The organism is Pseudomonas saponiphila (genome assembly GCF_900105185.1).
Taxonomy (GTDB): Bacteria; Pseudomonadota; Gammaproteobacteria; order Pseudomonadales; family Pseudomonadaceae; genus Aquipseudomonas; species Aquipseudomonas saponiphila.
In genome coordinates, this window is sequence record NZ_FNTJ01000002.1 from 1,032,983 (window position 1) to 1,045,999 (window position 13,017).

13 protein-coding genes are annotated in these 13,017 nt (G+C 66.0%); all 13 read right to left on the reverse strand.

The window, feature by feature from the left end; genetic code table 11:
• Nucleotides 1-106 precede the first annotated feature (106 nt).
• Nucleotides 107-1,117, reverse strand: a complete 1,011-nt coding sequence (locus tag BLV47_RS26600) for a FecCD family ABC transporter permease (RefSeq protein ID WP_092319192.1) — start codon at nt 1,115-1,117, stop codon at nt 107-109.
• Nucleotides 1,114-2,073, reverse strand: coding sequence for an ABC transporter substrate-binding protein (locus BLV47_RS26605; RefSeq protein WP_092319194.1), 960 nt, complete (start codon nt 2,071-2,073; stop codon nt 1,114-1,116). Before BLV47_RS26605 ends, BLV47_RS26600 begins: the two co-directional genes overlap by 4 nt.
• Entirely contained in the window at nt 2,070-2,858 is a 789-nt protein-coding gene (locus BLV47_RS26610; protein ID WP_092319196.1) for an ABC transporter ATP-binding protein, read from the reverse strand. Before BLV47_RS26610 ends, BLV47_RS26605 begins: the two co-directional genes overlap by 4 nt.
• A 29-nt stretch (nt 2,859-2,887) precedes the next feature.
• Entirely contained in the window at nt 2,888-5,023 is a 2,136-nt protein-coding gene (locus BLV47_RS26615) for a TonB-dependent receptor (protein WP_092319198.1), read from the reverse strand.
• 153 nt (nt 5,024-5,176) lie between these two features.
• Nucleotides 5,177-6,559: a PepSY-associated TM helix domain-containing protein gene (locus BLV47_RS26620; protein WP_092320571.1), complete on the reverse strand. Its 1,383-nt coding sequence runs from the start codon at nt 6,557-6,559 to the stop codon at nt 5,177-5,179.
• A gap of 99 nt (nt 6,560-6,658) precedes the next feature.
• On the reverse strand, nt 6,659-8,791 hold the full coding sequence (locus BLV47_RS26625; RefSeq protein WP_092319200.1) for a TonB-dependent copper receptor: 2,133 nt from the start codon (nt 8,789-8,791) through the stop codon (nt 6,659-6,661).
• Between the two features lie 88 nt (nt 8,792-8,879).
• Nucleotides 8,880-9,326 carry a DUF2946 domain-containing protein gene (locus tag BLV47_RS26630; protein ID WP_092319202.1) on the reverse strand — a complete coding sequence of 149 codons (447 nt, stop codon included), beginning with the start codon at nt 9,324-9,326 and terminating at the stop codon, nt 8,880-8,882.
• A 21-nt stretch (nt 9,327-9,347) separates the two neighbouring features.
• Nucleotides 9,348-9,842, reverse strand: a complete 495-nt coding sequence (locus BLV47_RS26635; RefSeq protein ID WP_092319204.1) for a copper chaperone PCu(A)C — start codon at nt 9,840-9,842, stop codon at nt 9,348-9,350.
• A 49-nt stretch (nt 9,843-9,891) separates the two neighbouring features.
• Nucleotides 9,892-10,290 carry a DUF2946 domain-containing protein gene (locus BLV47_RS26640; protein ID WP_092319206.1) on the reverse strand — a complete coding sequence of 133 codons (399 nt, stop codon included), beginning with the start codon at nt 10,288-10,290 and terminating at the stop codon, nt 9,892-9,894.
• A 99-nt stretch (nt 10,291-10,389) separates the two neighbouring features.
• Nucleotides 10,390-10,680: an addiction module antidote protein gene (locus BLV47_RS26645; RefSeq protein WP_092319208.1), complete on the reverse strand. Its 291-nt coding sequence runs from the start codon at nt 10,678-10,680 to the stop codon at nt 10,390-10,392.
• A gap of 3 nt (nt 10,681-10,683) precedes the next feature.
• Entirely contained in the window at nt 10,684-10,986 is a 303-nt protein-coding gene (locus BLV47_RS26650) for a type II toxin-antitoxin system RelE/ParE family toxin (protein ID WP_092319210.1), read from the reverse strand.
• A gap of 173 nt (nt 10,987-11,159) precedes the next feature.
• Entirely contained in the window at nt 11,160-11,888 is a 729-nt protein-coding gene (locus tag BLV47_RS26655) for a cobalt-precorrin-6A reductase (protein WP_092319212.1), read from the reverse strand.
• Complete coding sequence (locus BLV47_RS26660) at nt 11,885-12,982, reverse strand: cobalt-precorrin-5B (C(1))-methyltransferase (RefSeq protein WP_092319214.1); 1,098 nt, start codon at nt 12,980-12,982, stop codon at nt 11,885-11,887. The genes BLV47_RS26655 and BLV47_RS26660 overlap by 4 nt, the downstream gene beginning before the upstream one ends.
• Nucleotides 12,983-13,017: the final 35 nt, after the last annotated feature.

Consider the following 13,017-nt stretch of genomic DNA (forward strand, 5'->3'; position numbering starts at 1 on the left):
CCTGTCATGCCGTGGGAGCTGGCTTGCCAGCGAAGAGGCCCGCGAACCGGGCACAAGGCTCATGGGCGCCTTCGCCGGCAAGCCGGCTCCTACAGCGGCGGGTGGTTCAGCGGCGACGCATCAGGCCGATGAAGAACAGCCCGCCAATGGCCGCCGTGGCCACGCCGATCGGCAGGTCCTCGGGGGCGATCAGGGTGCGGGCGGCGACGTCGACCCAGACCAGGAACAGGCTGCCCAGCAGCACGCACACTGGCAGCAAGCGGCGATGTTCGGCGCCCACCAGACGCCGGGCGATGTGCGGCACCATCAGCCCGACAAAGCCGATGGAGCCGCTGATGGACACCAGCACTCCGGTCATCAGCGAGGCGATCAGGAACACTTTCAGGCGCACGTTGCGCGCGTTCAGGCCCAGGGTCACGGCGGTCTGTTCGCCGGCCATCAGGGCATTCAGCGGCCGCGCCATGCCCAGTAGCAATCCCAGCCCCAGCAGCACGCTGGCGGCGGGCACCGCCAGCAGTTCCCAGCGCGCCAGGCCCAGGCCGCCGAGCATCCAGAACATCACCGCCGAGCTGGCCCGATGATCGCCCATGAACAGCAGCAGGTTGGCCACCGCCATCATCACGAAGGACACCGCCACCCCGCACAGCAGCAGGCGGTCGCTGTCCAGGCGACCGTTGCGCGCGGCGATGCCCAGCACCAGGAGCATGCTCGCCAGGGCGCCGATAAAGGCCGCCAGCGGTAGGGTCAAGAGGCCGATGACCTGCCCCAGGTGCAGCACCACGATCACCGCGCCGAGGGTGGCGCCGGAGGTCACTCCCAGCAGGTGCGGGTCGGCCAGGGGATTGCGGGTCACCGCCTGCAGCACCGCGCCGATCAGCGCCAGCCCGGCGCCGACCAGCGCGCCGAGGAGCATGCGCGGCACGCGGATCAGCCAGACGATATGCTCCTGGCCAGGGCTCCAGTCCACCGTGCCCAGGCCCAGAACCTTGTGCAGGAGAATCCGCCCGACCACCTCCACCGGCACCCGCGCCGGGCCAAATCCCAGGGACAGTACGCAGGACACCAGCAGCAGGGCGCCGAGGGTCAACAACAGCCAGGCATAACGACCCTTGATCATTCGCCGTGGAAACCCTTGGCCAGGGTTTCCACCGCCAGTACGTTGTCGATCCCCGGGGTGGCTTGCACGTAGGGAATGACGATGAAGCGCTGGTTCTTGATCGCATCGACCCCTTGCAGGGCCTGATTGTTCAGCAGGAACTGCTGCTTCTGCTCGGCGCTGACTTCGCTGTAGTCGACGATGACGATCACCTGCGGGTTGCGCTCGACCACGGTTTCCCAGTTGATCCGGGTCCAGCTGGCCTCGACGTCATCGAGAATGTTGCGCCCGCCGGCGGCATCGATCAGGGCCTGGGGCATGCCCAGGCGACCCGAGGTCATGGCCCGGTCTTCCCCGCTGTCGTAGAGGAACACCCGGGGCTTGTCCTTGGGCAGGTCCTTCTGGACCTCGGCGACCTGCTCCTGCATCTGCGCGATCAGCGCGTTGGCCCGGTCCTGCACGTCGAAGATCCGCCCCAGGTTGCGCAGGTCGTTGTAGGTGTCCTCGAGGCTGGCCGCCGGGCGCTTCATCACGAAGGCGCAGGACTCGGTCAGCTCGTAGACGTTGATCCCCAGTGGCGCCAGGGTCTGCGGCGTGAGGTCGCCGCCGATGCGCATGCCGTAGTCCCAGCCGGCGAACAGGAAATCGACGTTGGCGTTGAGCAGGGTTTCCACCGAAGGGTACTTGGCCGCCAGCTCCGGCAGACCGTCGAGCAGGCTGCTCATCTCTGGGGTCACGGCCTTCCAGCCGCTGACCCCGCTGTAGCCCACCATGCGCGGCTTGAGCCCGAGGGCGAGCATCATCTGGGTCATGTTGATGTCGTGGCTGAGGGCGTGTTGCGGCGCCTGCTTGAAGGTCACTTGGCGGTCGCAGCTGTTGATCGTCAGCGGGTAGTGGGTGGCTGCGGCGAAGGCCTGGGCGGTGCCCAGTGACAGGGCCAGAAACAGACTGCGGCGGAGCAGGGAGCGCAAGGTCATGGTTGGGTGATCCAGGTGATTCGTGGGTAGCCGGACAGGGGATGGGCGTCGATCAGCGCCTCGACGCCGAACACCTTGCGCAGCAGCTCGACGGTGAGCACTTCGCTGGGCGTGCCGCTGGCGACGATGCGCCCGTGGTCGAGGACATACAGGCGGTCGCAGAACGCTGCGGCCAGGTTCAGGTCATGGATGCTCGCCAGGGTGCCGATGCCCAGGCGCTTGACCCGTTGCAATAGCTCCAGCTGGTAGCGCGGGTCGAGGTGGTTGGTCGGTTCATCGAGGATCAGCAGTTGCGGGCGCTGGGCCAGGGCCCGGGCCAGGATCACCCGCTGTTTTTCCCCGCCGGACAGGGTGGCGAAGGCGTGATCCTCGAAGCCCAGCAGGCCCACCGATTCCAGGGCCTCGCGGGCGATGCGCCGGTCTTCCTCGGTATCACCGTCGAACAGGCCCTTGTGCGGCGTGCGGCCCATGGCGACCACTTCTGCCACGCTCAGGCCGAAGGCATCGGGAAACTCCTGGAGCACCACGGCAATGCGCTGCGCGCACCAGCGTGGCGATTGTTTCCAGACGTTGTGCTGGGCCAGTTGCACCTCGCCCTGCTGCGGCTTGCTGAAGCGGTAGGCGCAGCGCAGCAGGCTGGTCTTGCCGCTGCCGTTGGGGCCGATCAGGCCGACGAATTCGCCGGCCGCCACGTGCAGGCTGGCCTCACGCAGTTGGAACTGGTGATGGCAGTGGCCCTGGCCCAGGGGTGTCCAGGCCAGGTGGGTGAGGTTCAGCGAGGTCATGCGGTGTCCGTAGGGGCCAGCCGGGGCGGTTAAAAGGTGTAGTCAGCGGTGACGAACAACGAGCGCGGCTCGCCGAGTATCCATTGCTGGCCGTCATTGTATTGGCTTTGTGCGTACTGGCGGTCAAACAGGTTGTTCAATTGCAGGCCCAGGGTGGTATTGGGCAGGGCTTTCCACGCCAGGTTGGCATCGACCACGGTGTAGCTGGGCAGCTCGTTGCGGTTGGCCAGGTCGGCGTAGCGCGCATCCACGTAGCGCACCCCGGCACCGGCCCGCAGGTCATCGTTGAGGGCCTTGCTCAGCCACAGGTTGGCCGTGCGCCGAGGCACGTCCACCGGGCGCTTGCCGTCGTAGGATACCTGCACACCGTCGACGTCCCGCTTGAAGTCGTCGTACTGGGCGCGAACGATGGCGGCGTTGGCCTGCAGTTGCCAGGCGTGGGGCAGTTGCAGGTCGAGGCTGGCTTCCAGGCCGTTGGACGATTGCTGGCCCACTTGCTGTTTGCGGTTCGGTTCGCCGGGCACATCGGTCAGCAGCTTGTTCTTGACGATGTGGTAGGCGGCCAGGGTCCACTCGCCACGCTGGTCCCAGAACGCCTGCTTGAGGCCGATCTCGGTCTGCCTGGCGCGGGACAGGTCGAATTGCTGCTGGCTCTTGCTCAGGGAGATCAGCCCGCCGACGCCGTCGGTACTGGTGGAGTACTGGCCGTACACGGACGTATCCGCAGTAACGGCGAACACCAGCCCGGCTTTCCAGTTGTTGCCGGTCAGGGTCTTGTCGCTGCGGCTGTCGTCGTTCAAGTCATCGCGATCGATATGCGCGTAGTCGCGGCGCACACCGGTCACCAGGGACCAGCGTTCGCTGAGTTGCAGGCGGTTTTCGGCGAACAGCGACATCTGCCGGGTGGTGGTCTTGAACTGGTCGCGGTAAGGGCTGGTGCTGGCGAACTCGCCCGGAGCCGGGTGGTACGGATCTACCACTTGGCCATTGGCCAAGGCGTCGGTGAAGGGTGAATTGCTTTTCAGGTGGAAGCGGATGCGGTTGTAGTCCATGCCGGCCAGGGTCTGGCTGTCGAGGCCGAACAAGCTGTGCTTGAAGGTGAAGGTCTGGCGGTCGCCGAGCTGTTCCTGCTGGTGGCCGATACCATAGTAACCGCTGCGGCTCAGTTGGCCGGTGGCCGGGTTGAAGTTGTAGTTCTCGGCGTTCTGCCAACGGCGTTGGGCCTTGAGGTAATACAGCTCGTTGCTGGCACTGACCTGATCGGAAATCTGCCATTCGCTGGTCAGGCGGGTCCACTGGTCGTTGTAGTGCTGCTGGTCATTGCCGACGTTGTAGTTCTTGTCCCGCAGGCGTTGGTGGAAACGTCCGTCGATCAACGGCGTGCCGAAATAGTTCATCGGCTGCTGGTCGCCGTAGTCGTGGGCCAGGGTGAAGGCCAGGTCGTCATGGGCTTGCCAGCGCAGGGCGGCGCTGACGAAGTCGGCGGACGAGTCGCCGCGGTCGATCCAGCCATTGCTGCGCTCGCGATTGAGGTTGAGCCGGTAGCTCAGGCTGTCGCTCAGCGAGCCGCCGCTGTCCAGTGCCTGCTGCTGGCGATCGAAGGAGCCATAGCCAAGGCGCAGGTGGTTTTCGATGGCGCCACTGAAGGGCTTTTTCGGCAGCGTGTTGATCACCGCGCCGGTGGCGCCTTCGCCATACAGCACCGAGGCCGGACCGCGCAGCACGTCGACCCGCTCCACTGCCCAGGTGTCCACCGGGAAGGTCACGGTGCCCATGCCGGTGTACAGGCGGTTGCCGTCATACAGTTGCATCACCGAGTTCTGCCCGGTAAAGCCCCGTGCCGACAGCGAGGTGCCGCCGTCACCCGGGGTGCCGGTGCGGCTGATGCCGGCACTGCGCGATACCGCGTCCTGAATGCTGCGCTCGCCCCGGGCGCGGATCCGTTCGCCGCTCAGGCTGTCGGTGCTGGCCGGGGTGTCGAGGGCGCTCAGGCCCAGGCGCGAACCGGCGCTGGTGGGGGTGTTCAGGCTGACGCTGTCGTCGGCCTCGCTGGTCGGAGCCGAAATGGTGCCGGTGGGCAGGGTCAGGGTCGAGGCAGATGGGGCCGCCTGGGCCAGGCAGGGCAAGGCAATCAGGCAAAGGCTGGGCAGCAGGTAGTTGTTCATCGGCGGCGGTGAATCACTTCTTCGAGGGGTGCCCGCAGCGGGGGACTGCGGGCAAGGATCTTACACTTTGATGTTATAAAGTAACATTATTGGTGTGCAAGCTTGAAGCCTCGAAATTCTACAGAACGCTCTGCAACAAGCATCTCGGCTGATTCATGTTGAAGATGAAGCCGATTCAGGGCCGCGATTGAAGCGTGAAAGCAGCAGCCGATCCAGCAGCCACACGGCAATCAGCGAGGCGCCGACCAATGGGAAGGCCAGGGCCAGCAACGCCATGATCAGGGTCGCGGTTTTCCATCTCGGCAGGTCGTGGCGCAGCGGCGGGACGCCGAGTCGACCCTGGGGACGACGCTTCCACCAGATGACGATGCCACTCACAGCGCTGAGCAGGATCATCAGGCACACCACCAGTACCAGGATCTGGTTGACGCGGCCGAACATCTTGCCCTCGTGCAGCATCACCCCCAGCTCGGTGGCCCGGGCCACGTTGCTGTAATGCTGCCAACGCACATCGGCCAGGACCTTGCCGCTGTATTGGTCGACATGCAGGGTGGCGTCGTGGCGCGGGTCGTCGGCGAACACCGAGATGGTGAACACCCCGGTGGCGCTCTTGGGCAGGGTGATGCTGTAGCCCGGCGCCACCTGGCGTTGGCGAGCGATGTCCTGCACCGCTTGCAGGCTGACGGTAGGGGCCGCGGGAGCGCTGTCGGCCCGGTCATGGGCCATGTGTTCGGCGTGGTCGCCGGACATCGGCAGCGGCGTGTTTTCCAGCGCCCAGGGCACGGTCTGGCGCGTGGCGCTGTTGAGTTCCCGGGCCTGTTGGTCGGAGGTCGGTACGTCGTTCCACATGGCCGCCGGGAAGCGGTTCCACAGGTCGGCGTACTGTTTGCCCCAGAAGCCGGTCCAGGTCATGCCGCTGAGCAGCATCAGCAGCAGGAAGGCCGCGCCCCAGAAGCCCAGCACGCCGTGCAGGTCGCGCCAGAACAGGCGGCCGCGGGCACTGAAGCGCGGCCAAAGCACGCCTGCCGACGACTTGCCCCGGGGCCACCACAGGTACAGGCCGGAAACCACCAGGACGATGCCCCAGCCGGCGGCCAGTTCCACCAGGCGGTCGCCGACGGTGCCGATCATCAGTTCGCCGTGAATGGCCCGGGCCACGGCTTGCAGGTTGCGCTTGGCATCCTGCTCGCCGAGCACGTCGCCGTGGTAGGGGTCGATGAAGACATTCAGCTCCTGCCCCTGGTCCTGCACCACGAACTGCGCGCTGCGCTCGGCATCGATGGGTGGCAGGTACTGCTTGATATGGCCCCGGGGGTAGGCCGATTGCACCCGTTGCAGCAATTCGTCGGCGCTCAACTGGTGATGACCGGCGGGCACCTTGAGCAGGCTGGGGTACATCAGCGGGTCCAGTTGTGGCTTGAACAGGTAGATGATGCCGGTCAGGGCCAGCATCACCATGAATGGAGCCACGAACAGCCCGGCGTAGAAATGCCAGCGCCAGGCCAGGTTGTAGAAAGACACTTTGGGTCGGTTCATCGGGGAACGCTCCGCAGGGCGGTGGATCATTTTTTATTGGGTCTGTTCGCCGGCAGGCCGGCTCCTGCAAGGAGGAGCTGGCCTGCTGGTAAAGGGCTGTCAGAAACTCAGGTCGACCTTGGTCCAGAGGGTGCGCCCTGGCTCCTTGATTGCCTGGGGATCATTGGCCGGGTAGCCGAAACCGGCGTTGCCCGCCAGGTTCAGGTGTTCGGCGTAGGCCTTGCCGAACAGGTTGTCGACCCCGGTGCTGAGCTTGAGGTTCTTGGTCACCCGGTAGGCGCCGTTGAGGGAGAACACGCCGAAGCCGCCGCTCTTGCCGAAGTCCTTGCCGACCACGTTGCCCTTGTTCAGGTCGACGCGATTCTGCGCCGCCACCACCCGCCACAAGGCCCCGGCGCTCCAGTCGTCCTCGCTGTAGGTCAGGCCGAAGCGCGCATCCAGCGGCGGCATCTGCGGCAGGGCCTTGCCATCGCTGCTGTTCTTGCCCCAGGCGTAGGCCAGGGTTGCATCGGCTTTCCAGTTGGAGGTCAGCTTGTAGGCCGCGCCCAGTTCGCCGCCCATGATCCGCGCGTCAATGTTGTCGGCCTGCGAGGTGCTCATGCCCATCATGCGGGTGTTGTAGTCGAAGAGAATGTAGTCGCGCACCTGGCCGATGTAGCCCGAGGCCCAGGCTTCCAGGTCTTCGCTCTGGTATTGCAGGCCGAAGTCCAACTGGGTGGTTTTTTCCGGCTTGATCGAATCGAAGGCGTTCACTGAACCGGCCGGGCCCATTTTCGGCGAGAACAGTTCCCAGTAGTCGGGGAAACGCTGGGTGTGGCCCAGGCCGACGTAGAGCGTGGTCGGGCTGTCCGCCAGGTCGTGCTCGTAGCGCACGAAGCCGCTGGGCAGGGTGTCGGCGCGGGTGTCGCCGGCCGTGGGGTTGGCGCGGCTCATCATGCCCGAGCCGATGCGCTCGCGATAATCCTTGGCCGAGGCACGGTCCAGGCGTGCACCAGTGATCAGGCGATCACGCTCGGCGGCGTACCAGGTCAGCTCGCCGAAGGCGCCGTAGTTGTGGAAGTCGGCGTCCTTGGTGCGGGGCAGTTGCTTGTAGGTGTCGATGCCGCTGCTGGCCCGGGCGCGATGCTCGTTGGTCTGGGCATCCAGGCCGCCGATCAGTTGCAGGTCGGCCCAGCGCCAGGTGGCCTTGATCCGTGCGCCGAGGGTGCGGCGGTCGACGTTGGAGGCCATGGGACCGGCCATCATCCCGGTGCCGGACGGGGTCCGCAGGCTGTAGTTGTCCATCACGTGGTCGGCGTAGTTGTAGTAGACCTGGGCCTCGACCTTGTCCAGCACCTCGCCGATGTTGGATTTTTCGAAACGCAGACCCAGGCTTTCGCGCTTGAACTGCGAGCCGTCCATGCCGCGCCCGGCGTAGCGGGCTTCACCGTCGCCCTTGCCGGCGGTGAGTTCCAGCAGGGTGTCGGCGTCCGGGGTCCAGCCCAGGGCCACGTCACCGTTCCACTTGTCGTAGCGCGAGGCCACGGTGTCGTTGTTGCCGTCCTTGTAGTCGTCGGAATGGGCGGTGTTGCCGATCACCCGCAGGTAGCCCAGGGGGCCGCCGGCGGCGGCGTCCAGGGTTTTGTCGAAACGGCCGTTGGAACCGGCCAGCAGGCTGGCGTTGACCCGGGTGCCGAGCTCGCCGAAATGTTCCGGTTCGCGCTCGAACAGCACGGTGCCGGCCGAGGCGCCCGGGCCCCAGAGCACGGTTTGCGGGCCCTTGATCACGGTCAGGCGGTCGTAGGTTTCCGGGGAAATGTAGGAGGTCGGTGCATCCATGCGCCCGGGGCAGGCGCCGAGCATCATGCCGCCGTTGGTGAGGATGTTCAGCCGCGAGCCGAACATGCCGCGCAGCACCGGGTCGCCGTTGGTGCCACCGTTGCGCACCAGGGCGAAGCCGGGAATGGTCTTCAGGTAGTCGCCGCCGTCACTGGCCGGGACCGGCTGGCGTGGGTCCTTGGGGTTGGTGACCACGGTCAGCGGCGAGCTCGGGGCGACGGCGGTGATCACCGTGGGGCTCAGTTCGGTGCTGTGCTGGGCGTGCTCCGTTGGTGCATCGTCGGCCAGTGCCAGGGGCGTCAGCAGGGCGCCGCAGAGTACTGCCAGAGCACGGTTGAAATGTTGGCGGGCAGGGCTCAAGGCAAAGCGCTTGAATGGCTGGGCAACGCCCAGGCGAGAGTCAGCAGAAAACATAGATGTTCCATCGATCAGTCTTGAATGACACGGCCGCGGGTACGCGTCTGTCGCGCTGACAGCCGGCCGTGTGAGATGAGCAGGGGACTCAGGCGAGGATCGGTGGGGCGCGGGTCAGGGCGCCGGGGAACACGGTCTGCCGGGCGTGGCCCAGGCGCGTGGCGGGGATCAGGAAATCAGTTGTGGGCGTGGTCGCCAGTGCGGCGAACGACAGGCCTGAAGGCAGCGCCGGGCAGTTGAACAGCAGGCTGCAATAGCCGCACTTCTCCCAGAGCACATGCTGTTCGCCCTGGGACTTACCTTGTTGCGCGTGATGCGGGCTTTCACCGTGACAGCCGGGCGCGCCGTTGCCCATGTCCATGGCGGAGGACATGTTCATCGGCGTGGTGTGATCCATCGGCATCGACTGGGAAATCAGCGGGCCGATAAAGATCATCAACATGGCGAACAGGCTGATCCAGCTGCCGCGTCGAACTCGCTGGGAGTTGCGACGCGGCGCGGACCGCCCGCGGCCAGGCGCGTGCGGGGCGTTCACGGTCGAAGGGCCGGTCAGGGCTTACTGGTCGTGCATATGCCCTTGCATGGCGTCGGGAGCCTGCTTCTGCACGGCAACCTCGACGGTGACATTGCCGGACTTCTCGAAGTGCAGGGTCAGCGGGAAGCGCTTGCCGTCGCTGAGCAGGCTGCGATCCTTGAGCTCCATCAGCATCACGTGGTAGCCCATGGGCGCGAAGGCCACCTCGCCACCGGCGGGCACCGCGACCTTGGGCACTGGCTGCATCTTCATCATGTCGCCCTGCTTGACGTGCTCATGCAGCTCGGCCCGACCGGCGATCGGCGAGTCGACACTGAGCAGGGTGTCGGCGCTCTTGCCCGGGTTGTGCAGCACGAAGTAGGCGGCCACGGTCGGTGCGTTCGGTGGCAGCTCCTGTGACCAGGGATGGGCGATTTGCAGCTCGCCGGCCTTGTAGTCGTGGGCGGTGGCGAAGCAGGCGGGCAGCAGCAGAGCGGCCAGGAGCAGGGATTGCTTGACCAGGGATGGTGTAGACATGACGGTTCTCCAGAACGATTCAAAGACGCAGATCACTTGCGAAAGGGAATCATGCCAGAGGCGGTGCACCGGGGTTCAGGCTGGGCCATTGCTGGCGCAGGGAGAGCATTTCAATCTGCGGTTGCGGCGCGCCCGGCCGGGCGGCGAAGCGGGTGAAGTACAGCTGGGGAACGTGCCCGGGCAGGGCCACCAGTGGTGGCGAGCCGGAGCAGCACCAACAGTGCTGCATGGTCGAATGATCGTCGTTCTGCGGGGCCTTCTGGTCGAGCTTGCCCAGGGAGATGGCCACCAGCTTGGTGCCGGTGGACGAGCAGAAACTGCCCCATAGCAGTTGTTCGTTCAGCCCCGGATCGCTGCGCTGCATGGCCCCGGAAAGCGGCATGGCAAGCATGTTGAACAGCACTGCGAAGCAGGCGATCCAGGCAAATGCGAGCCGTTGTCGGGACATGGGGACGATCCGTCGGTTGAGCGATCAGGCGGGTATTTAGCCTGATCGCCGTGGATAAGTAAAAAAGCAGCGTATGCGGTGTGGTGTCGCAGTGCCAGTTCAGGCTGGGCTGACGTGGAGCTTGAGCCCGAGCGCTTTCATGACCTTGATGATGGTCGCGAACTCGGGATTGCCCTGGCTGCCCAGGGCCTTGTACAGGCTCTCGCGGCCCAGGCCGGTATCGCGGGCGATCTGGGTCATGCCGCGGGCGCGAGCGATATCGTTGAGGGCAGCGCGGATCAGCTTGCCGTCGCCGGTGTCTTCCTCGAAGCAGGCGTCGAGGTAGGCGACCATGTCTTCAGGGGACTTGAGGTACTCCGCCGCGTCGAAGCGGGTGACTGGGGTGTGCATGTTTCAACCCTCGCTCTTGAGGTCGTGGGCCAGTTGCCTGGCGCGTTGGATATCGCGTCTCTGGGTGCTCTTGTCACCGCCGATCAACAACAGGTAGATCACTGTGCCCCGGCGCGAGAAGTACACCCGGTAGCCGGGGCCACGGTGGATGCGCATCTCGTAGACGCCTCCACCCAGCGGTTCGCAGTCGCCGAAACGGCCCAGCTGGGCGGCGCGGATCCTGGCCAGTACACGGGTTTTGCCCTGCGGGTCCTTCAGGTGCAGGAGCCAGCGGCTGAACTCCAGGGTCTGCTCGAAGACGTACATGGCGAATGTATTCCTTGGGATACGGCGTGGCAACCCATTTGCCCGCGTGCAGCTCAATCAGGCGACGAGCGGAGCCGGCGCCATTGAGGCTGTCCAAGGAGGCTAAAGCATGGGGTTGGCAGCGCGCTGCCAGGGGCTTCCCAAGTGTTTGTGGGGCGCGGCGGTTTTGCCTGTCAGGTTTTTTCCGGCGAGCTCAGGGCCAGCAGCAACTCGGCCACGCTGGCAAAGTGGCGGTCGGCTTCGGGCAGTTCGGGGCGCTTGAGCACCAGCACCGGTATGCCCCGCTCACGTGCCACCTCCAGCTTGGGCTCGGTGGCGCTGCTGCCGCTGTTCTTGCTGATCAGCACGTCGATGTGCCGACGTGCGAACAGTTGGCGCTCGTCTTCGATCAGGAAGGGCCCTCGGGCGCCAATCACTTCGCAACGCTCATTGCCGGGGCAGGATTCCAGGGCGCGCAGGGTCCAGAACTGCCCCGGAGGAATTTCATCCAGATGCTGCAACGGCTCGCGGCCCAGGGTGAACAGCGGGCGCTTGAACGGTTCCAGGGCTTCCATCAGTTGCTCCCAACCGGCGATCTCCCGCCAGTCATCGCCCGGTTGCGGCTGCCAGGCCGGGCGGCGCAAGGCCCAGCAAGGCACGGCTGCGTGCTTTGCCGCGGCCACGGCATTGGCGCTGATCTGCGCAGCGTAGGGGTGGGTGGCATCCAGCAGGAGGCCAATGCGTTGTTCACGGATAAAGCGCGCCAGGCCCTCGGCGCCGCCGTAGCCGCCCACCCGGACCTGGCACTTCAGGTCCGTGGGCACCCGGCCGACCCCGGCCAGGCTGTAGATATGTTCCAGGCCCAGGGTACGGGCGATGGCCAGGGCCTCGGTGACCCCGCCCAGCAGCAGGATGCGGCTCATGACAAGACTCCGGCATGGCCAACGATGCCGCCCTGGCGGTCGATGGCGAAGACTTCCACCTGGACTTGGGCCGGCACCACGCTGCGGGCGAAGTCCAGGGCGTGCTGGCACACCGCGTCGCCCAGGGCGATTCCGGCGGCGCTGGCCATGGCCAGTGCCTGCTGGCTGGTATTGGCTTCGCGGATGGCCTGTTGCAGGTCCGCTCCGGCGCCCACCGCGGCGGCCCATTGCGCCAGTTGCGGCAGGTCGATGCTGGAATGGCGGCTGTGCAGGTCCATGTGTCCGGCGGCCAGCTTGCTGATCTTGCCGAAGCCACCGCACAGGCTGAGTTTATCCACAGGCACTTTGCGCAGGTGCTTGAGCACCGCGCCGACGAAGTCGCCCATTTCGATCAGGGCGATTTCCGGCAGGTTGTAGACCCGGCGCATGGTGTCTTCGCTGGCGTTGCCGGTGCAGGCGGCAATGTGCAGGTAGCCGTTGGTCCTGGCCACGTCGATGCCCTGGTGGATCGAGGCGATATAGGCCGCACAGGAGAAGGGCCGGACAATGCCGCTGGTGCCCAGGATCGACAGTCCGCCGAGAATCCCCAGGCGCGGGTTCATGGTTTTCAGGGCCAGCTCGGCGCCGCCCTCGACATTCACCGTGACTTCGAAACCGCCGGTGTAGGCGTGCTCCTCGGCAAGCCGTTGTAGGTGCTCGCTGATCATCCGGCGTGGCACGGGATTGATCGCCGGCTCGCCCACTGCCAGCACCAGGCCGGGTCGGGTCACGGTGCCCACGCCCTGGCCGGCGATGAAGCGGATTCCCGGCTCGCGGGTCAGGCGCACCTGGGTGTAGAGCAGGGCGCCGTGGGTCACGTCCGGGTCGTCGCCGGCATCCTTGAGGGTCCCGGCCTCGGCGCCCTCGGCGGTGCGTCGGCAGAACTCCAGGCGCATCTGCACCTGCTTGCCCTTGGGCAGGACGATCTGCACTGCGTCGGCGTTGATGCCCCCCAGCAACAGGCGCGCGGCGGCCAGGCTGGTGGCGGTGGCGCAGCTGCCAGTGGTCAGGCCACTGCGCAGGGGCGCGGGCTGTTCGGCCGTCTCCTCACGCATGCCCTGGCCCCCGTAGGAGCGAGCTTGCTCGCGAA

Bases quoted from the DNA above. Each gene is read 5' to 3' on its own strand.
- BLV47_RS26635 (WP_092319204.1), bottom strand. From the start codon at position 9,842: ATGTCTACACCATCCCTGGTCAAGCAATCCCTGCTCCTGGCCGCTCTG.
- BLV47_RS26645 (WP_092319208.1), bottom strand. From the start codon at position 10,680: ATGCACACCCCAGTCACCCGCTTCGACGCGGCGGAGTACCTCAAGTCC.
- BLV47_RS26610 (WP_092319196.1), bottom strand. From the start codon at position 2,858: ATGACCTCGCTGAACCTCACCCACCTGGCCTGGACACCCCTGGGCCAG.
- BLV47_RS26600 (WP_092319192.1), bottom strand. From the start codon at position 1,117: ATGATCAAGGGTCGTTATGCCTGGCTGTTGTTGACCCTCGGCGCCCTG.
- BLV47_RS26640 (WP_092319206.1), bottom strand. From the start codon at position 10,290: ATGTCCCGACAACGGCTCGCATTTGCCTGGATCGCCTGCTTCGCAGTG.
- BLV47_RS26660 (WP_092319214.1), bottom strand. From the start codon at position 12,982: ATGCGTGAGGAGACGGCCGAACAGCCCGCGCCCCTGCGCAGTGGCCTG.
- BLV47_RS26620 (WP_092320571.1), bottom strand. From the start codon at position 6,559: ATGAACCGACCCAAAGTGTCTTTCTACAACCTGGCCTGGCGCTGGCAT.
- BLV47_RS26650 (WP_092319210.1), bottom strand. From the start codon at position 10,986: ATGTACGTCTTCGAGCAGACCCTGGAGTTCAGCCGCTGGCTCCTGCAC.
- BLV47_RS26605 (WP_092319194.1), bottom strand. From the start codon at position 2,073: ATGACCTTGCGCTCCCTGCTCCGCCGCAGTCTGTTTCTGGCCCTGTCA.
- BLV47_RS26655 (WP_092319212.1), bottom strand. From the start codon at position 11,888: ATGAGCCGCATCCTGCTGCTGGGCGGGGTCACCGAGGCCCTGGCCATC.
- BLV47_RS26625 (WP_092319200.1), bottom strand. From the start codon at position 8,791: ATGTTTTCTGCTGACTCTCGCCTGGGCGTTGCCCAGCCATTCAAGCGC.
- BLV47_RS26615 (WP_092319198.1), bottom strand. From the start codon at position 5,023: ATGAACAACTACCTGCTGCCCAGCCTTTGCCTGATTGCCTTGCCCTGC.